The following is an 18961-nucleotide window of genomic DNA, read 5'->3' on the forward strand; positions in this document are numbered from 1 at the left end:
GCCGGCGCTCGCAATGACCGCGGCCTTACGCCGCGTTGCTGCCTTCCTGGCGCGACGCCTCGAACAGGAACCAGGTGCGCCGCTCCGTCTCGTCGATGAAGGTCTCGAGCAGGCCCGCGGTGCCCGAATCCTCGTGATCGTCACAGAGCTTGTGCGCCTTTCGCATCGCGGCTGCGATATGCTTGTTGTCTTCCATCAACTCGCGCAGCATCTCGCCCGGCGGGACGTAGTCCTCATTGTTGTCCTTGATGGTCTGCAGTTTCGAGATCTGACCGATCGAACGCACGGTGATGCCACCGAGTTTGCGCACCCGCTCCGCCAGTTGATCGGTGGTGGCGAAAATCGCATCCGACTGCTCGTCCAGCATCAAATGATAGTCGTGGAAGTGCCGACCGCTGACATGCCAGTGGAAATTCTTGGTTTTCAGGTAGAGCGCGAAAGCGTCGGCCAACAGCACGTTGAGCGCGGCCGAAATCTTGTCGACGGCGGCTTTCGGCATATCGGTCGGGGTATCGAGATCGGGGGACGTTTTGCTGGCTTTGCTCACGACAGACCTTCCTGTTAGGAACCGGCGGGCCGATTCTGAGATTCGCATTCTGTTGCAGCGAGCGCTCTTGCGAATGGTAGAATGACAGAACCGCTGGCAAATGTTGGATTGTAGTGGAGTTTCGCATTTGACATTCGCTCTCGAGGTCGCGGTCGGTTGGGTGCGAATGTCGAATCCCCTCCACTAGCGATGGACATCGCTCGCCGGAGCATTTAACGCCTGTTGGGCGGCGCGGTTCCTTCTGTCGGAACCCCAGCACTTTCGGGACCTCATGGACGACTGGATCGACTACTACGATTCCACGCATACGATCTACGCGAGCAAGCTGCATCGCGACCTGCATTTTGAGCTCATTGCGCGGGACATCATCGGCTACATCGGCTCGCCCGACGCGGTGGTGCTGGATTACGCCTGCGGCGAGGCGCTGTCGGCGGCCAAGGTGGCGGATGCCTGCGGCATGCTCTATCTGGCCGAACCGGCGCCGGGGGTGCGCGGACGCCTGATCGCCCGCTTTGCGCCCAACACGAAGATCCGCGTCCGCTCGCTGGAAGATCTGCGGAAGATGGCCGAACACTCCATCGACCTCGTGGTGATGAACTCGGTCACCCAATACATGACGGCGGAAGAGCTGGATTCCGCCTTTGCCACAATCCGCCGGCTGCTGAAGCCCGGCGGGCGGCTGGTGGTGGGCGACGTGCTGCGCCCGGAAGTCGGTATGGCCAAGGACGTGATCGCGCTGCTGCGCTTTGCCGCGAGCCACGGATTTCTGCGCGATGCGCTGATCGGCCTGGTCTCGACCGCGCTGTCGGATTACCGGCAATTGCGCAGCCGCGTCGGGCTTCAGCGCTATGGCGAGGCAGAGATGATCAAGAAGCTCGCGGCAAGTGGCTTCTCCGCTTCGCGGGTTGCGGTGAATATCGGCCACAATCCCTGGCGAATGACCTTCGTCGGGCGGCCCGCCCTTACCGTGTGAGCCTTACATCGCGGTAGGGTTAACCGCAGGCCGGAGTGGCCGAACGGGCAGCATTGAGCCACAATGAATGCGGCCCGGTGGCGGAAAGCGTCGACGCGAGAGCAGTGCAATGCTCTTTATCCTGGTTCAAATCCAGGCCGGGCCTCCAAGCAAGCCATCGCCGAAGGCCGTACCCGCCCTCGCTCGCCGGGCCAAAGGCCGAGGTTGGCCAAACGAGCCAGGCCTCCTCCACCGCAACCCTCCCAAACCCTCGAAATGCCGGTTGATGGCCCTTGATTGGGGGTTTCGCCGTTGCGGAATCTGGTCTAAAGACGCCTCGCGCGCGAGGGCCTTCCTCACGCCTGAAGTTTGAGGGACGCGCGGCAAGCGCGCCCTTTTTTTGTGCCTGATTCCCGGCCTGCGAGAGTTAATGCCCAAAAGAACCGACATCTCCACCATCCTGATCATCGGCGCCGGTCCTATCGTCATTGGCCAGGCCTGCGAGTTCGACTACTCGGGCACGCAGGCGGTGAAGACGCTCAAGCAAGAGGGCTACCGCATCGTCCTGGTCAATTCCAATCCGGCGACGATCATGACCGACCCGGAGCTTGCGGACGCGACCTATATCGAGCCGATCACACCTGAAATCGTCGCCAAGATCATCGAGAAGGAACGCCACGTCATTCCCGGCGGCTTCGCGCTGCTGCCGACGATGGGGGGCCAGACCGCGCTGAATTGCGCCCTGTCGCTGCGCCGCCAGGGCACACTTGCCAAATTCGACGTCGAGATGATCGGCGCGACGGCGGACGCCATCGACAAGGCGGAAGACCGCCAGCTCTTCCGCAACGCGATGGAGAAGATCGGGCTGCAAACGCCGAAGTCGCGGCTTGCCAACGCATCGTCTCTGAAAAAATCCGACCGCGACAAATATCTCGCCGATCGCGAGAAGCTGTCCGGGCAAGCGCTGGAAGATTTCGAGCGGCAGTGGACGCTTGGCGAAAACGAGCGGCGCAAGCGCTACCAGCAGCAGGCGCTCGCCGAAGCGCTGATGGCTCTGTCGGAGATCGGCCTTCCGGCGATCATCCGCCCCTCCTTCACCATGGGTGGCACCGGGGGCGGCATCGCCTACAACAAGGAAGAGTTCATCGACATCATCGAGCGCGGGCTAGACGCCTCGCCGACAAACGAGGTCCTGATCGAGGAATCCGTTCTCGGGTGGAAAGAGTTCGAGATGGAGGTGGTCCGCGACAAAAAGGACAACTGCATCATCGTCTGCTCGATCGAGAACCTCGATCCGATGGGCGTTCACACCGGCGACTCGATCACGGTCGCACCGGCGTTGACGCTCACCGACAAGGAATACCAGATCATGCGCGACGCCTCGATCGCGGTGCTGCGCGAGATCGGGGTCGAAACCGGCGGCTCCAACGTGCAGTTCGGCGTCAATCCGGCCGATGGCCGCATGGTCGTGATCGAGATGAATCCGCGCGTATCGCGTTCCTCCGCGCTCGCCTCGAAAGCCACCGGCTTTCCGATCGCCAAGGTCGCGGCCAAACTTGCGGTCGGCTACACGCTCGATGAAATCGCCAACGACATCACCGGCGGCGCGACGCCGGCGTCGTTCGAGCCGACGATCGATTACGTGGTGACCAAAATCCCGCGTTTTGCGTTCGAAAAATTTCCCGGCGCCTCAACCACGCTGACCACCTCGATGAAGTCGGTCGGCGAAGTGATGGCGATCGGCCGCACATTCCAGGAAAGCCTGCAAAAGGCGCTGCGCGGACTCGAGACCGGCCTCACCGGCCTCGATGAAATCGAGATCGAGGGGTTGGGACGCGACGACGACAAGAACGCGATCCGCGCGGCGCTGGGCACGCCGACACCCAACCGCCTGTTGCAGGTGGGCCAGGCCATGCGGCTTGGGTGGAGCGACGAAGACATTTTCAACTCCTGCAAGATCGATCCCTGGTTCCTTTCGCAGATGCGCGCCATCATCGACATGGAAGCCAAGGTCAAGCGGCACGGCCTGCCGCCAAATGCGTTCGGTTTGCGCCGGTTGAAGGCGATGGGCTTTTCCGATGCGCGCCTTGCCGTGCTCGCCAACATGACCGAGGCCGAGGTGAAAGCGCGGCGCCACGCGCTCGGCGTGCGGCCGGTGTTCAAGCGCATCGACACCTGCGCCGCCGAGTTCGCCTCGCCGACCGCCTACATGTATTCCACCTACGAGGCGCCGTTCGCAGGTCAACCCGCCGACGAAAGCGCCCCGTCGGCAAAGGACAAGGTCATCATCCTCGGCGGCGGCCCCAACCGCATCGGCCAGGGCATCGAGTTCGACTATTGCTGCTGCCACGCCTGCTTTGCGCTGCACGACGCCGGCTACGAATCCATCATGATCAACTGCAATCCGGAGACGGTGTCGACCGACTACGACACCGCCGACCGGCTGTATTTCGAGCCGCTCACCGCCGAAGACGTGCTCGAAATCATCGCGACCGAACAGCAGAACGGCCGACTGCACGGCGTCATCGTGCAGTTCGGCGGACAAACGCCGTTGAAGCTCGCGCATGCGCTGGAAGAAGCTGATGTGCCGATCCTCGGCACCTCGCCCGACGCCATCGACCTTGCCGAAGACCGTGACCGCTTCAAGCGCGTGCTGGATAAATTGCGGCTGAAGCAGCCGAAGAACGGCATTGCCTATTCGGTCGAGCAGGCGCGGCTGGTTGCCGCCGATCTCGGCCTGCCGCTCGTGGTGCGGCCGTCTTACGTGCTCGGCGGCCGCGCGATGCAGATCATCCGCGAGGACAACCAGCTCAGCGATTATCTGCTCGGAACCTTGCCCGAACTCGTGCCGGGCGACGTCAAGGCGCGTTATCCGAACGACAAGACCGGGCAGATCAACACCGTGCTCGGCACCAATCCGCTGCTGTTCGATCGCTACCTGTCGGACGCGACCGAAGTCGACGTCGACTGCCTTTGCGACGGCAAGGACACCTTCATCGTCGGCATCATGGAGCATATCGAGGAAGCCGGCATTCACTCCGGCGATAGCGCCTGCTCGCTGCCGCCGCATTCGCTTGATGCGGCAACGGTGACCGAACTGGAACGTCAGACGCGCGAACTGGCGCTCGGCCTCGACGTGGTCGGCCTGATGAACGTGCAATACGCGATCAAGGACGGCGAGATCTACGTGCTCGAAGTCAACCCGCGCGCGTCGCGGACCGTGCCGTTCGTGGCCAAGGTGATCGGCACGCCGGTGGCCAAGATCGCGGCACGGCTGATGGCGGGCGAAAAGCTTGCCGACTTTGATCTGAAAAAGCGCAAGCTTGGTCACGTCGGCGTCAAGGAATCGGTGTTTCCGTTTGCGCGCTTCCCGGGCGTCGACACGGTGCTGGGGCCGGAGATGCGCTCGACCGGCGAAGTGATGGGCATCGACCGCACCTTCGAGATTGCGTTTGCCAAGAGCCAGCTCGGCGGCGGCACACGCGTGCCGCGCAGCGGCACGGTGTTCGTCTCGGTGCGCGAAACCGACAAGACCCGTATCGCCGATGCCGTCCGGCTGCTGTACTCGCTCGGGTTCAAGGTGATGGCGACCTCGGGGACGCAGCGCTTCCTTGCCGACCATGGTGTGCCGACCGAGAAGGTTAACAAGGTGCTGGAAGGCCGGCCGCATATCGTCGACGCTATTACCAACGGCGATATTCAACTTGTTTTTAACACCACCGAGGGACCGCAGGCGTTGGCCGATAGCCGCTCGCTAAGGCGCGCAGCCCTCTTGCATAAAGTGCCGTATTACACCACTCTCTCTGGTGCCGTGGCGGCTGCCCAGGGCATCCGCGCCTATCTGGGCGGAGACCTTGAGGTCCGTACCCTGCAGAGCTATTTTTCCGAAACCTGATCACGAGCGGGCCGTAAAGCGGCCCGCTTGATGGTTGGAACTCTCCGCCCGCATTAATGTTTGAGTTGGCCTTCCGATGAGGCCGCAATGAATGGGCTTTTGGACTGTTCGCGCAGCGAACGCCCGATCTGAAAGACGTTTCGCGCGAGCCGCCGTTATTGGCCCGCGCGATTGAAGGACGAAGAAGATGATGGAAAAGGTTCCGATGACCTCGGTCGGTTACGCCGCGCTTGAGGATGAGTTGAAGAAGCGTCAAACCGTGGAGCGCCCGCGCATAATCGAGCACATCGCGGAAGCGCGTTCGCATGGCGATCTTTCGGAGAACGCGGAATACCACGCCGCGAAAGAAGAACAGTCGCATAATGAAGGCCGTATCGCCGAGCTCGAGGACAAGCTCGCGCGCGCCGACGTGATCGACATTTCGAAGCTTTCCGGCGACACCGTCAAGTTCGGTGCCACCGTCACGCTGATCGATGAGGACACCGAGAAAAAGGCGGTGTGGCAGATCGTCGGCGAGGTCGAGGCCGACGCCAAGAAGGGCAGGATTTCCATTACCTCCCCGCTCGCGCGCGCGCTGATCGGGAAGAAGAAAGGGACCACTGTGGAGGTCATGGCGCCGGGCGGCCCCAAGGCCTATGAGATCACCAAGGTGGAGTGGCGCTGAGCTGCCGTCATTGTCCCGAAATCAAAAAGCCGCGCCGGGTGCGCGGCTTTTTGATTTTTCCGAGTATTTCTGATCGACTATCCGGACAATCCGGATGTCAAACAGGGGCAATGACATGGACCAGACGTTTTCGAAATTTCAGCCGATCACACTGAGTTTGTTTCGCTTCATCACCGGGCTGCTGCTGTTTCAGTACGGTGTGGCGAAAATCCTCAAGTTTCCGGCGATCCCACAGTTTGCCAATCCGCCGCCGCTGATCATGACCGCAGGCGGGCTCGAGCTCGTGCTCGGCGCGCTCTTGATGGTCGGGCTTTTCTCGCGGATCACCGCCTTCGTCCTGTCGGGCGAAATGGCCTTTGCCTATTTCATCGGCCACTATCCACGGGGTTTTCTGCCGCTCGTCAACGGCGGCACGGCGGCGATCCTGTTCTGCTTCGCCTGTCTTTACCTGGCGACGTCAGGCCCCGGCCCCTACAGCATCGATGCCGCCATGGGAAAGAAGGGCTGACGGGGTAAGTCCGTCATTGCGAAGAGCGTTCGCGACGAAGCAATCCAGTCTTGACTGACGAGACTGGATTGCTTGGAGGAGCCTGTCATCGGGCTCGCATTCACGCGACCCGTTGGCTCAGGCGGGCGACGAGTTTTTAGCCCTTCGCCTTCACTTCCAACGGCACGGCCGCATCATATTTCGAGTTATGCAGCACCAGAGAGGTTCGCACGTTGCGCACGTGAGGCGCCGCCGTGAGATGGGTGACGAAGTCCTGGAACGTGGCCATGTCGGGGGCGACGCATTTCAGAACGAAATCGACTTCGCCCGAGAGCATCCAGCATTCCCGCACCAACGGCTCGGCCCGCACGAAATCTTCGAAGGCCCGCAAGTCGGCATCGGCCTGGCTCGACAGATGCACGGAAGCAAACACGGTGACATCGAAGCCGAGCTTGCGCGGGTCAAGCAGCCCGCGATAGCCCAGGATATAGCCCGCCTCCTCCAGCGCCCGCACGCGGCGCAAGCAGGGCGGCGGGGAAATACCGACGCGTTTGGCCAATTCGACATTGGTGATTCGGCCGTCAGCCTGGATTTCGCTCAGGATTTTGAGGTCAATTTCGTCAAGATTCTTCGACACGCGGTCCGGCTTCCAAGGGCTGTGAGTGGCTAGAGGCCAGCCCGTGCCAGCCTTCAGCTTTTTGATGGCAACACTCTTAGCCCAGCTCGCCCTGGTTGCGCAATTTTATTGCGTGTGCATCGCGACAATTTTCTTGCTCACGGGAAATTTTGCCGATTTGGATTGCAATTCTTGCATAGCTCGCCAGATGGCCTAAAGTCGGATTTGTCACTTTCGGCGCTTCCGCGGCGCCTCCCAGGTCGAATCCAGCCTAAGCGCTCATCAAATTCCCTCCGAAGGGGATCATTCATGTCTGCATCTGTTCACGCCAAGGTTGTCATCATCGGTTCCGGCCCGGCCGGTTACACCGCGGCGATCTATGCAGCGCGCGCCATGCTCGAACCGATTCTGATCCAGGGAATTCAGCCCGGCGGACAACTCACCATCACCACCGATGTGGAAAACTACCCGGGCTTCGCCGACGTGATCCAGGGCCCTTGGCTGATGGATCAGATGGAGAAGCAGGCAGCTCACGTCGGCACCAAGATCGTGACCGACCTCGTTACCAGGCTCGAACTCGCGCAGCGGCCCTTCCGCCTGACCTGCGACTCCGGTGACGTCTATCTGGCCGAAACCGTCATTCTCGCCACCGGCGCGCAGGCCCGCTGGCTCGGGCTTCCGTCCGAGGAAAAGTTCAAGGGTTTTGGCGTCTCGGCCTGCGCCACCTGCGACGGTTTCTTCTATCGCGGCAAGGACGTCATCGTGGTCGGCGGCGGCAACACCGCGGTCGAAGAAGCGCTGTTTCTGACCAACTTCGCCTCGACGGTGACCATCGTGCATCGCCGCGATCACTTCCGCGCCGAGCGCATCCTGCAGGAGCGCTTGTTCAAGCATCCCAAGATCAAGGTGGTGTGGGACAGCGCGATTGACGAGATCCTGGGCGAAGACAATCCAGCCAAGGTCACCCGTGTCCGGCTGAAGAACGTCAAGTCCGGTGAGCTGACCGAACTTTCCGCCGATGGCGTCTTCGTCGCGATCGGCCATGCGCCGGCAACAGACCTCGTCGCGGGGCAGATCAAGCTGAAGCCGTCGGGCTATGTCGAAGTCGCAGCGAATTCGACCGCCACTTCCGTGCCCGGCCTGTTTGCCGCCGGGGACGTCGCCGACGAAACCTACCGCCAGGCGGTCACGGCCGCCGGCCTCGGCTGCATGGCGGCCCTTGAAGCCGAACGTTTTTTGGCGTTGCGCGCGAGTGATCGCGCCGCAGCGGAGTGACGATGAACCGAACCCGCGATGGATTTATGGATATGGACTGGGACAAGCTGAAGGTGTTTCACGCGGCGGCCGAAGCCGGGAGCTTCACGCATGCCGGCGAGCAGCTCGGCCTCTCGCAATCGGCCGTGTCGCGCCAGGTGAGCGCGCTGGAACAGGAATTGTCTGTGTCGCTGTTTCACCGCCATGCGCGCGGCCTGATCCTGACCGAACAGGGCGATCTGCTGTTTCGCACCGCCCATGACGTGTTCATGCAGTTGCAGGCGGCGCGGGCAAAATTGACGGACAGCCGCGAGCGGCCAAGCGGCGATCTCAAGATCACCACCACGCCCGGAGTCGGCATCAACTGGCTGATTCCCCGGCTTGGCGAGTTCACGGCACTCTATCCGGAAATCCGCATTTCGCTGATCGTTACCGACGAGGAGCTCGACCTGTCGATGCGCGAGGCGGACGTGGCGATCCGCACGCGCAAACCGACCCAGCCCGACCTGATCCAGCGCAAGCTGTTCGCGATGGGCTTTCATGCTTATTGCTCGCCGGACTACATCAAGCGATTCGGCACGCCGCGCACGCTCGACGAACTCGACCAGCATCGGATCATCATGCTGTCCGACGGACAGGTGGCGCCGCACTTGCAAAACCGCAGCTGGCTGATCGAGGCAGGCCGTAACGGCAGCGGACCGCGCGAACCCTATTTCAAGGTCAACAATATCCTTGGCCTGGTGCGCGCCTGCCAGCAGGGCCTAGGAATCGCGGCGCTGCCGGATTACCTGATCGAGGAAAACAGCCGTCTTGTGCAGTTGTTCAGCGAATCGGATTCGATCCAGCTCGACACCTATTTCGTTTATCCCGAAGAGTTGAAGACGGTCGCCCGTGTGCAGGTGTTCCGCGACTTCGTGGTGAGCAAGGCGCAGCGCTGGCCGTCCTAGATCTCTTGAGCGTGATTGCGGCGCAAACGCAAAGCGTTTGTCGCGAGGTCGAACTGCTGCACGATTTTCCCGATCGGGCGGTAATTATCAGTCGATAACGGGTGAGCGCATGTCAGACATGCGGCGCCCCCCGTTGCTGCACAGCACTCGCAAAGTCCATAGTTGCTTCACACTGAACTTTCGCGTTGCGCACATGTCCCCCTCCTCCAGTGGCGCGGGTGTTCGGTTATCCCTCTTGGAAGGTGATTGTGTCGGCCCAACGAGGCCAATACTTGAAGCCGGGCTCTCACGGGCCCGGCTTTTTTCTTTTCAGGATTTCCCGCTGAGCCCTAGGCCTCTTCCGTTGACAGCGGAACCGACGCACCGCATCATTGCCTTATGATCACGAGTTTGTGCGCCGCCATCCGTTCCAAAAAAGCCACCCTTCGGGGGGCTTGGGATCGACGCGCGCGATAGACTTCTCGCAATTGCCCGATCTTAAAACCCCGCCGTGAGGTGGGGTTTTTTGTGTCCCGTCTCCGGCCAACCAGGAGAAGGACCATGACTGCCCCTGTTTCTTCCGACGCCCAATCGCCCGGTCTCCGAACCCACTTGCGCGGCCTCTGGCTGCCGCTCGTCACGCCGTTTCGCGACGGGCTCGTGGACGAGGTTTCGCTGCGGCGGCTGGTGAGGCATTACGCGGCCTTGCCCATCGACGGGCTGATTCTCGCCGCGACATCAGGCGAGGGCCTGACGCTTGGGCTGCTGGAATTGGAATGGATCGTCGCTGCGGCACGGGAGACCAGCGCCGAAGCGAGGCGCTACTTGCCGATCTGCCTTGGACTGGCCGGCAGCGATACCCGCGCGATGTGCCATATCCTGGACGAGACCGCCGGCTGGCCGATCGACGGCTATCTGATCTCGAGCCCCTCTTACTCGCGGCCATCGCAACGCGGCCTGCTCCGACACTTCACCGTGCTCGCCGACCACGCCTCCTGGCCGATCGCACTGTACAACATCCCCTATCGCGCCGCGGTCAACCTCGAGACCGAGACACTGCTCGAACTCGCTTGTCACCCCAACATCGTCGGCATGAAGGATTGCGGCGCCAACCGCGTGCAATCTATCGAGCTTCTGCGGCGACGGCCTGCCGGCTTTCGCATCCTGACCGGCGAGGACGCGCTGTATCTTGAAGCACTATGCGATGGCGCCGACGGCGCGATCCTCTTGTCGGCCCATATCGAGACTGCAACCTTTGCCGCCATTGGAAAGCTGTTGCGGGAGGGCAATCACGACGGGGCGCGGGCACATTGGGATCGCGTCTCCGGCTTGACGCGGCTGTTGTTCGCCGAGCCGAGCCCGGCGCCTGCCAAGTACTGGCTGGCGCGCATCGGTCTGATCGAGAGCGCCGAGGTGCGCCTGCCGATGGTCGAGGTGAGCCGCGAACTCGCCACGCGACTCGAGGCCGAGATCGCTCGGCGCAACGCGGTGCTGACCGCGGCCGGTTAAAGTTTGGCGCGCGAGAGGCGCAAGGCATTGCTGATCACGCTTACCGAGGACAGCGCCATCGCGGCCGCCCCGACCATCGGCGACAGCAGGATGCCGAACACGGGATAGAGCACGCCCGCCGCGATCGGCACACCGGCCGCGTTGTAGACGAAGGCGAAGGCGAGGTTCTGGCGGATGTTGCCCATGGTCGCGGCCGACAATCGCCGGGCGCGGACCAGCCCGCCGAGATCGCCGGTCAGAAGCGTCACGCCCGCACTCTCGATCGCGACATCCGTGCCGCCGCCCATTGCAATGCCGACATCGGCTGCGGCGAGAGCCGGCGCGTCGTTGATGCCGTCGCCTACCATGGCGACGCGGCGGCCCTCTTTGCGAAGCCGCTGCACCACCTCGCCCTTGCGCTCCGGCAACACGCCGGCTTCGATCTCGGCGATATCGAGCTGCGATGCGACCGCCCGCGCAGTGGTCGCGTTGTCGCCGGTCAGCATCACGATGCGCAGGCCTTCCGACCGAAGCGCCGCGACCGCCGCCTTTGCCGAAGCCTTGATCGGATCTGCGATGGCGATGACGCCCGCGGCGCGGCCATCGAGCGCCGCATAAATGGCGGTCGCGCCGGACGCACGCGCGGTTTCCGCAGCCGCGTCCAGTCCGCCGGTTGCGATGTTGAGGTCGCGCATCAGCGCGGCGTTGCCGAGAGCAACCGCCCTGCCTTGAACCATGCCGCTGGCGCCCTTGCCCGAATGCGCAGCAAAATTCGCCACCGCTTCGATTGAGAGGCCGCGCGCTTTGGCTGCCTCGATCACCGCCCGCCCGAGCGGATGCTCGCTGGCCTGCTCGACACTCGCGGCAATCCGCAACAGCGTGTTCTCGTCGACATCGGACGCGGTCACGATCGACGCCAGCTTCGGCTTGCCTTCGGTGAGCGTACCGGTCTTATCGATGACGATGGTGTCGATGCGCTCGAACGCTTCCAGCGCCTCGGCATCGCGGATCAGGATGCCGGACCGCGCGCCCCGCCCGACGCCCACCATGATCGACATCGGCGTGGCAAGCCCAAGCGCACAGGGGCAGGCGATGATCAGCACGGTCACGGCGGCAATCAGCGCAAAGGTGAGGCGAGGTTCGGGGCCGAAACCCATCCAGGCGGCAAAGGCAATCAACGCCGTCGCGATCACCAGCGGCACGAACCATCCCGCGACACGGTCGGCGAGACGCTGGATCGGCGCGCGCGAGCGCTGCGCCCGCGCCACCATGTCCACGATCCGCGCCAGCATGGTGTCGCGTCCGACCTGCTCGGCTTGCAGCACCAGCGCGCCGCCCTGGTTGACGGTCCCGCCGATGACGCGCGCGCCGACCGCTTTTTGGACCGGCATCGGCTCACCCGTCACCATGGATTCATCGACGAAAGAGCTTCCTTCGATGACGCGGCCATCGACCGGAATTTTCTCACCGGGTCGCACCCGCAGGCGATCGCCAACTCCGATCAACTCGAGCGCGACATCCTCGTCGCCGCGACCGGTGATGCGCCGTGCGGTCTTCGGCGCAAGGCCGAGCAGCGCGCGGATGGCGCCTGACGTGCGTTCACGGGCCTTCAGTTCCAGCACCTGGCCGAGCAGAACCAGCACAGTAATCACGGCGGCCGCCTCGAAATAGACGGCGACCGCGCCATGCATGTCGCGGAAAGTCGCGGGAAAGATTTGCGGGAAGAGCGTGCCGACCACGCTGTAAAGCCAGGCAACACCAGTGCCCATCGCAATCAGCGTGAACATGTTGAGGTTCCAGGTCGTCACCGATCGCCAGCCGCGCACGAAAAAGGGCGCGCCCGCCCACAACACCACCGGCGTTGCCAGCACCAGCGAAATCCAGTTCGACCAGACCGGCGGCACCAGACCCATCAGTCCGACATGGCGGCCCATCTCGAGCACGAACACGGGCACGGTCAGCGCCAGCGCGATCCAGAATCGCCGCCTCATATCGATGAGTTCGGGATCAGGCCCCTGCTCCAGCGAGACCTGCTCTGGCTCGAGCGCCATCCCGCAGATCGGACAGCTACCCGGCCCGACCTGCCGGACTTCCGGGTGCATCGGGCAGGTGTAGATGGCGCCGTCGGCCGGCGGCTGTTGCTGCTTTGCCGATGCGGCATGCTGTGAAACGGCTTGTTTGGGCTTGTTGAGAAAGGATTGCGCATCGGCCTGAAAGCGCTCGCGGCAGCGGGCGCTGCAAAACAGATATTCACGCCCTTGATATTCAAAGCGATGCTTGGCGTTCTCGCGCTTGACCTTCATGCCGCAGACCGGATCGATCGCGACCTCCGCCTCCGGGGCAGCGCGTTCAGGCTTGCCGCCGCCGCAGCCCGAGCCGGCGGCCGGTTCCGAATGATCATGGCCTGCATGATCATGTCCGTGGTGGTGTTCGCCGTGCTGATGACAGCCCTGATGATGGCCGGTTGCCGCGCCGTGACCCTGCTTGTCCTGCGCCATCTCTTCCACCTCGCCGCTCTTGAAACATATACCCTAGGGGGGTATATGAACCCGATGCGCAAAGAGATCAAGGCTTCCTGCCTGAAAAGACTGAAACGTATCGAGGGCCAGATCCGCGGGCTTGCCGGGATGGTGGAGGACGACCGCTATTGCATCGACGTCGTCACCCAGATCGCGGCGGCCAAAGCGGCGCTGCGCCGTGTCGAGGAGGAGATCCTGCGCGACCACGTCGCCCACTGCGTCGAGCACGCCATCGTGTCGGGCGACAAGGCCGATCAACGCCGCAAGATTGCCGAACTGATGGATGTGATCGGTCGCGCCGAGCGGTAGGCCGCACAGCCGCTCTTTCCTGACTTGCTTGGTTAACGGCCGCTGAAGCGCGCCGTTAAAGTCCGCATCGCCTGCAGGTCCCTAATTTTAGACTTAGCAGCTATGGTTTCGCCAATCATCGAGACCGGGGGCGACACGATGACGGCGCAGATCACTCCAAACAAACGCTTTGCCAATTCCAAATGGGCCGAGAGGAAGCAGGATTTCCTGATCGTTTCCTCGTTCGGGCTTTGGGCGATGCTGCTCGGCTTTTCGCCGGTGCTCGCCGTCCGATTCCTGGTGGGAAGCTGAAGCTTATCTGGCGGCTTTGACCGGTACCGCGCCCGCGGCACTGGTTAACCGGTCGTGGCGAAGCGATTTGCAAAGCGAACGACTCCACAGCCGGCCTGTTAACCCGGATCGCCTAAGGTCCCCCCACAACAAGAAGAAAACGCGGGGGCGTTATGGATACTCTGGAAGCGCAGGAAGATTCCGACTCCAAATGGAGCGGCTTTTGCACGCAGGATATCGTCTGGGCGGTCGGCGTCTGGTCGGTCATCCTGACCTTGTCGCCGGTCGTGATGTTTTACGTGCTGATGGTGAATTGATTTATCGCGCGCAACCGCGCCGACAACGTCATCCCGCGTGAGCACCTGCCTAGCCCACGCGGGATGATGTCGCTTCGCAAGCCGCCGGTCAGACGCCTGGACGCTGACCGAAGAGAACCCGGGCGATATCGCTTCCGGTTCGCCGTCCGAAAGATCAGGCCGCCTGCCTGTGCATTGTGCCGCTCGCCGATGCCGTGCCACGGATGGCCTTCACCGAACGTTCGATCGCTGCCCACAGCCGGCCGATCTCCGCAGCCGCACGGCCTTCGGCAAAGTATTCGCGGGCGCCTTCGCCCTTGCCGAGCGCCATCAGCAGATCGGCGCGGTTGGTGATCTGCCCGCCCCACACCGGCGCGCGGAACTTGGCCAGTTGCTCGCGTGCGATGGTAACGATGCGGCTTTCCACCTCGTCGCGGCGAGCCGGCGCGCCGTTCAGCACGACAGCATAAGGCTTGCGCGCAGAACGGCACATCTGGATGGTTTCCTGCACAGCGTTGACGTCAAAAACGCCGGGCCGCGCCGGAATGACGACCATGGTGGCGTTCTTGATCGCGTCGTCGACCACGGCCGACAGATTCGGCGGCGTGTCGATGAACACCCATTCGTAGCCGTCACGCTTGGCAGCAGCGACGATGCCGCTCACCGAATTGACCGCGGTCTTGATCTGCGGCTCGTTGGTACCCCGCAGTTTGTGCCACAGGGTCAACGATCCCTGCGGGTCGGCATCGACAAGCAGGCACGGCTTGGTCGTCTTGTGGACATGCGCAGCGAGGTGAGCGGCAAGGGTACTTTTTCCCGAGCCACCCTTACGCGACGCAAAAACTATAACGTTCATACTCTTCGCCTCCAGATTGACCCCAGGAGGCGAAAATGAATCAGCGCGCTGATTCGTGGAAGAAGAATTTGGGGTCGATTGTGGCGAAGCCACCGAATAAGCGGCGGGGCTGCTTTTTGGGTCCTACCCTGTCGCCTACCGATCCCCGAAGACTCCGAAGGATATCGGCAGGCGAGACGGTACAAGCAGCAGTCAGTAATCTTGCGCAACCGTCCGCAGGCGAGGCCGGTGATGATGTCTTGGCCTTGCAGACGTCTCCTGCGGGTGGAAGTAGACCCGGCAACCGTCACTGAGTTCGACCTGGCGCCGCACCATGCAGGCCGTGATCCGCGAGACGTCCGGAATTTCTGAACCGCACAACCGGAACGCATCGCCCATGCAGGCTTGTTGCTGCTCCATGGTGTACGACCATCCGGCCGCAGGCCACGCGCCCGTCACGATGGCCGCGACCATCGCGAGCCGTTTCATTCGAATCGAGAAAGCATCCATGTTTCCCCCAAACCACCACCCCGCGTTGATAGTGAGCGAGTGTGATGGAGTTGGCAAGCAAGCCTTCGCATCAAACGTCAGCTATCGGTGGAAAGCATTGATCGTGCGACAAGAAGCGCACGAGTTCCACTTCGCGAACTCATCGCGCGACATCGTCGGCTGCGCTTCGAACCGTCGCAAGTCGCGCAGAACAGCGAATCACTGCGATGACATTCGCTTTGAGACTCTGCGGCACGCTGGGTAGCGAATATCGAATCCACTTCACCAGCGCGTCGATTGCAGCGAAGCTGCTTGCTGGCATTTTTCGGCTGAGCAACTCGTTCCCGCCGTGTCGCAGCGGCAACAAACGCGTTACGCTCGCCGCGCCGTGACGGGAACAGAACACGGGTCGGGAGATTGCGATGAGCCGTCGAATTTGCGTGATGTTGTGTGCTCTTCTCTTCCTCGCAATCAACGCCGGAAGAGCAGCTGCCGAATGCATTTGCGAATGTGTCGACGGACACATGCAGCCGCTCTGCCAGAGTTCGATCGATTTGCCGCCGATTTGTCCGGCCACCATTTGTCCGATCACGGCTCCGTCGATAGCGCCGATCAACCCTCCATCCATTCCACCGATCGGCACGTCGCAATGTCGTCAGGCAAGGATATGCGACACTTTCGGACACTGTCAGTGGCAACAGGTTTGCCAATAGCTCCGGCCGGCGAACCAGCGGCGGCCTCTGGCGAACAGATGCGCCCGCGTACCGCATGGGCGCGACGCCGCAGGCTTCATAACTGCTGGTTGAAATACTGCCCCGGGGATTTGGTCTTGGTACAGTTGGGTGGGCTCGAACCACCGACCTCCTGTTCCACAGCAAGCCAATTAGCCGTACCTAAGCGTACCGCTGCGTAACGTAGACCGGGGAAAAACGGTATATTATACAGAGACTTGGCCTTATAACGACGCTTGGGACCGTACCTATGCGTACCCAAGCGTAACCATGCGTAAACGGCCAATTTGTCTACCCCAGTGTCTACCCCAGCAGCAGGCGTGCGATGACGAAGAGAGCGCTATCGGCAGGTGGCATCCTCAAGATCAAGGCCAAAGGCAGCCGCCAAGAAATTCCCGACGACGGGGCCGCGGGACTGCACCTCGTGGTCCAGCCCAGCGGAGCAAAGAGCTTCGCCCTCCGGTTTCGGCGTCCAAACGGCAAGCGCGCCAAGGTGACGCTAGGCCCCTTCAATCCGAATGAACAGGTTGGCGAGCCTCGCATCGGCGCGCCGCTGACGCTGGCTGCCGCGCGGGCCCTCACCGGTCAGCTCAACTTGGAGCGCGCAGGCGGTGTGGACCTTGTTGCGACGCAGCGGGTCCAGCGCCAGCGACGGCGGCTGAATATCACCGAGGCCGAGGCCCATTCGTTCGGGCAAGCGACGCGGGACTTCCTGAAGAACCACACGGTGCGCAAAACCGGCGAGAAGCCCAAGCGCTGGCGCGAGACCGCGAGCCTGCTCGGGCTCTACTATCCATTGGACGGAAAGGAACCCACGGTGGTCAAGGGCGGGCTCTGCGAGCAGTGGCGGGACCGGCGCGCCGACGAGATAAACAGCGACGACATTTACACCGCCATCCAAAGCAAGGACACCGAGCCGACCCGCAGGCGGATGGCGGACGCGTTAGCAACCCTTTACGGTTGGTTGCTGAAGAACCGGCGCGTCCGGATTGATCCGTGCGCTGGCGTCTACCGACCGCCTGCCCCACCGTCCCGGCACCGGACCCTGAACGACGCGGAGATGCGCGAGGTCTGGAAGGCGTGCGATAAGCTCGGCATCCGGCCCGGTCAAAACAGTCGCCCTCCTTGGGGCGCTATCGTCAAATTGCTCTTGATCACAGGCTGCCGCTTGAATGAAATCGCACGGCTGGAAGAAGCGGAGTTGAACGGCGATCTGATTTCCCTGCCCCCTTCCCGGACCAAGAACCACCTGCCGTTCGAATTGCCCTTGCCGCCGCTTGCAGTGGAGATACTTGAAGGCGTCCCGCGCATAACAGATTGCAAGTTCATCTTCAGCACGAATGGCCGCTCGCCGGTTTCCGGCTTCTCCAAGGTCAAGAAGCAACTGGACGAAATCATTGCCAAGCACCGAAGGGAGAACGGCGTCAAGACCAAGATGCCGCCGTTTCGCATCCACGATCTTCGACGCACAGTCTCGACCGAAATGAACGGCCTTGGCGTGCTGCCACATATCGTCGAGCAGGTTCTAAATCATCAATCCGGCGCTCGCGGCGGCGTCGCAGGCGTTTATAACCGCTTCGCCTACCTTGAGGAGAAGCGTGCGGCGCTGCGGGCATGGGCCGACCGCGTCGCGAGGATCGTGTCGTGAGCGGCAAACTTCCGAGTACGTCACAGCGGATCGCGGAGCAAAAGGCGATTGAGAAGCGCCAAAAGGCAGTCGCGGACGATATCGTGAGCGATCTCAAATTGAGCGGCGACCGCAAAAAAAAGGCGTGCTTCAAGGATGTACTCAAAGCCATTTGGGAAATGGAGCGGCAGTCGGACCTCTTCAACGGTCGTTACGTCGACCTCGCGGATACGACGAAGCGTTCCCTTCGCAGGTTTGCGAAGACCGTCGAGACCTTAGAGAGCGTCTGGAACACGACGCCGCTATTCCCCTTGGACGTACCGATTGAAAGCGTAGAAAAGGTACTTGAGTTTGGTCGCGAATGCCAAAGGATCGCAAACGCAAAGGGCAAGCCGCCCAGGAAAGACGCCGCCTTGAAACGCCACGCCGCTCGGTACGCGCACGCGCTCCTGATCAAGTACGGCCTGCGCCCCACAGCGCACACCAAGGCGAGCACATATTGCAAGGTCGCGAAGCGCCTTTACGAGGCGGACCCTACGAACCGCTCTGGGGGCCACGATCTACTGAGCCAATGCAAGGCGCACATCCGCGAACGCGATTGAGTAGCGCACGAAGGTGAAACTGTGAGCCAAAGATAGGGCGTTAAACTTCACCTTCCAAAGGAACACGCTCCGTCCAAGCGTAACCATTGGACCTTAAGCGTGACCCACCCTGCCAGCGATCAGACCCTACGGTCTAGGACTTCGGCCCCCGACACGGCACCGCAAACGGCCGCGCCTGCTCCCTACTATTTGGAAGCCGCGAGGCAATTTCGCGACGCCTTCGGCGGACGGTCCAGACAGTGGGAACACCGCAAGGCCGAGTCCGATCCCGATTTCCCCAAGGTGATCTACATCGGCGCCCGCAGATTCTACCGCGTGGCGGACCGGATCGAGTACGTCCGCAAGCTCCAAGAGCGATCCGCAGCAAAGGCTGCCGCCAAGGAAGCACGTCGGCGCGAACTAGCGGAGGCTGCCGACACCGACAACGAGTGAAGCAATGGCCCAAGGTGTTCAC

General features: G+C 62.2%; 19 protein-coding genes and 1 tRNA gene. 14 read left to right on the top strand and 6 right to left on the bottom strand.

Annotated elements, in window-relative coordinates:
• Positions 1 to 25 precede the first annotated feature (25 nt).
• Positions 26 to 547 carry a DNA starvation/stationary phase protection protein gene (locus NEZ08_RS09165; RefSeq protein ID WP_298106294.1) on the bottom strand — a complete coding sequence of 174 codons (522 nt, stop codon included), beginning with the start codon at positions 545 to 547 and terminating at the stop codon, positions 26 to 28.
• 271 nt (positions 548 to 818) lie between these two features.
• Between NEZ08_RS09165 and NEZ08_RS09170 the strand changes: the two genes are divergently transcribed.
• From NEZ08_RS09170 to NEZ08_RS09190, 5 genes are all read left to right on the top strand, one after another.
• Positions 819 to 1520: a class I SAM-dependent methyltransferase gene (locus tag NEZ08_RS09170; RefSeq protein ID WP_298106295.1), complete on the top strand. Its 702-nt coding sequence runs from the start codon at positions 819 to 821 to the stop codon at positions 1518 to 1520.
• 71 nt (positions 1521 to 1591) lie between these two features.
• A tRNA-OTHER gene (locus NEZ08_RS09175) sits at positions 1592 to 1668 on the top strand.
• A 261-nt stretch (positions 1669 to 1929) separates the two neighbouring features.
• A complete protein-coding gene (gene carB / locus NEZ08_RS09180; protein WP_298106296.1) occupies positions 1930 to 5394 on the top strand; it encodes a carbamoyl-phosphate synthase large subunit in 3465 nt (1154 codons plus the stop codon).
• A 190-nt stretch (positions 5395 to 5584) separates the two neighbouring features.
• Positions 5585 to 6058, top strand: coding sequence for a transcription elongation factor GreA (greA, locus tag NEZ08_RS09185; RefSeq protein WP_298106364.1), 474 nt, complete (start codon positions 5585 to 5587; stop codon positions 6056 to 6058).
• Positions 6059 to 6173: 115 nt separating this feature from the next.
• A complete protein-coding gene (locus NEZ08_RS09190; RefSeq protein ID WP_298106297.1) occupies positions 6174 to 6566 on the top strand; it encodes a DoxX family protein in 393 nt (130 codons plus the stop codon).
• Positions 6567 to 6702: 136 nt separating this feature from the next.
• On the opposite strand, the gene NEZ08_RS09195 is transcribed toward NEZ08_RS09190, so the two are convergent.
• The gene (locus NEZ08_RS09195; RefSeq protein ID WP_298106298.1) at positions 6703 to 7182 is read right to left on the bottom strand and encodes an Lrp/AsnC family transcriptional regulator; all 480 of its coding nucleotides are present in this window, start codon (positions 7180 to 7182) and stop codon (positions 6703 to 6705) included.
• 288 nt (positions 7183 to 7470) lie between these two features.
• On the opposite strand from NEZ08_RS09195, the gene trxB reads away from it, so the two are divergent.
• From trxB to NEZ08_RS09210, 3 genes are all read left to right on the top strand, one after another.
• Positions 7471 to 8436, top strand: coding sequence for a thioredoxin-disulfide reductase (gene trxB / locus NEZ08_RS09200; protein WP_298106299.1), 966 nt, complete (start codon positions 7471 to 7473; stop codon positions 8434 to 8436).
• A gap of 2 nt (positions 8437 to 8438) precedes the next feature.
• Positions 8439 to 9362, top strand: a complete 924-nt coding sequence (locus NEZ08_RS09205; protein WP_298106300.1) for a LysR family transcriptional regulator — start codon at positions 8439 to 8441, stop codon at positions 9360 to 9362.
• A 540-nt stretch (positions 9363 to 9902) separates the two neighbouring features.
• A complete protein-coding gene (locus NEZ08_RS09210; RefSeq protein ID WP_298106301.1) occupies positions 9903 to 10850 on the top strand; it encodes a 4-hydroxy-tetrahydrodipicolinate synthase in 948 nt (315 codons plus the stop codon).
• Here NEZ08_RS09210 and NEZ08_RS09215 read toward each other — a convergent pair.
• Positions 10847 to 13132 (bottom strand): heavy metal translocating P-type ATPase, encoded by a 2286-nt coding sequence (locus tag NEZ08_RS09215; RefSeq protein ID WP_298106302.1) that lies wholly within the window; start codon positions 13130 to 13132, stop codon positions 10847 to 10849. The two genes, NEZ08_RS09210 and NEZ08_RS09215, sit on opposite strands and share 4 nt — an antisense overlap.
• Positions 13133 to 13381: 249 nt before the next feature.
• Here NEZ08_RS09215 and NEZ08_RS09220 point away from each other — a divergent pair, with 249 nt between their 5' ends.
• The 3 genes from NEZ08_RS09220 to NEZ08_RS09230 all read left to right on the top strand — a co-directional run bounded on the left by NEZ08_RS09220 (position 13382) and on the right by NEZ08_RS09230 (position 14244).
• Positions 13382 to 13657 carry a metal-sensitive transcriptional regulator gene (locus NEZ08_RS09220; RefSeq protein WP_298106365.1) on the top strand — a complete coding sequence of 92 codons (276 nt, stop codon included), beginning with the start codon at positions 13382 to 13384 and terminating at the stop codon, positions 13655 to 13657.
• Positions 13658 to 13759: 102 nt separating this feature from the next.
• Entirely contained in the window at positions 13760 to 13948 is a 189-nt protein-coding gene (locus NEZ08_RS09225) for a hypothetical protein (RefSeq protein WP_298106303.1), read from the top strand.
• Between the two features lie 152 nt (positions 13949 to 14100).
• The gene (locus NEZ08_RS09230; protein WP_298106304.1) at positions 14101 to 14244 is read left to right on the top strand and encodes a hypothetical protein; all 144 of its coding nucleotides are present in this window, start codon (positions 14101 to 14103) and stop codon (positions 14242 to 14244) included.
• A gap of 154 nt (positions 14245 to 14398) precedes the next feature.
• Here NEZ08_RS09230 and NEZ08_RS09235 read toward each other — a convergent pair whose 3' ends face one another.
• The 3 genes from NEZ08_RS09235 to NEZ08_RS09245 form a co-directional block, all read right to left on the bottom strand.
• Positions 14399 to 15079, bottom strand: a complete 681-nt coding sequence (locus NEZ08_RS09235) for a ParA family protein (RefSeq protein WP_298106305.1) — start codon at positions 15077 to 15079, stop codon at positions 14399 to 14401.
• 192 nt (positions 15080 to 15271) lie between these two features.
• Positions 15272 to 15547, bottom strand: coding sequence for a hypothetical protein (locus tag NEZ08_RS09240; RefSeq protein WP_298106306.1), 276 nt, complete (start codon positions 15545 to 15547; stop codon positions 15272 to 15274).
• A 160-nt stretch (positions 15548 to 15707) separates the two neighbouring features.
• Positions 15708 to 16163 carry a hypothetical protein gene (locus tag NEZ08_RS09245; RefSeq protein WP_298106307.1) on the bottom strand — a complete coding sequence of 152 codons (456 nt, stop codon included), beginning with the start codon at positions 16161 to 16163 and terminating at the stop codon, positions 15708 to 15710.
• A 440-nt stretch (positions 16164 to 16603) separates the two neighbouring features.
• Here NEZ08_RS09245 and NEZ08_RS09250 point away from each other — a divergent pair, with 440 nt between their 5' ends.
• From NEZ08_RS09250 to NEZ08_RS09260, 3 genes are all read left to right on the top strand, one after another.
• Positions 16604 to 17926: an integrase family protein gene (locus NEZ08_RS09250; RefSeq protein WP_298106308.1), complete on the top strand. Its 1323-nt coding sequence runs from the start codon at positions 16604 to 16606 to the stop codon at positions 17924 to 17926.
• Positions 17923 to 18507, top strand: a complete 585-nt coding sequence (locus tag NEZ08_RS09255) for a hypothetical protein (RefSeq protein ID WP_298106309.1) — start codon at positions 17923 to 17925, stop codon at positions 18505 to 18507. Before NEZ08_RS09250 ends, NEZ08_RS09255 begins: the two co-directional genes overlap by 4 nt.
• A 99-nt stretch (positions 18508 to 18606) precedes the next feature.
• Positions 18607 to 18939: a hypothetical protein gene (locus tag NEZ08_RS09260; RefSeq protein WP_298106310.1), complete on the top strand. Its 333-nt coding sequence runs from the start codon at positions 18607 to 18609 to the stop codon at positions 18937 to 18939.
• Positions 18940 to 18961: the final 22 nt, after the last annotated feature.

Source organism: Bradyrhizobium sp. (assembly GCF_027451485.1).
Taxonomy (GTDB): domain Bacteria; phylum Pseudomonadota; class Alphaproteobacteria; order Rhizobiales; family Xanthobacteraceae; genus Bradyrhizobium.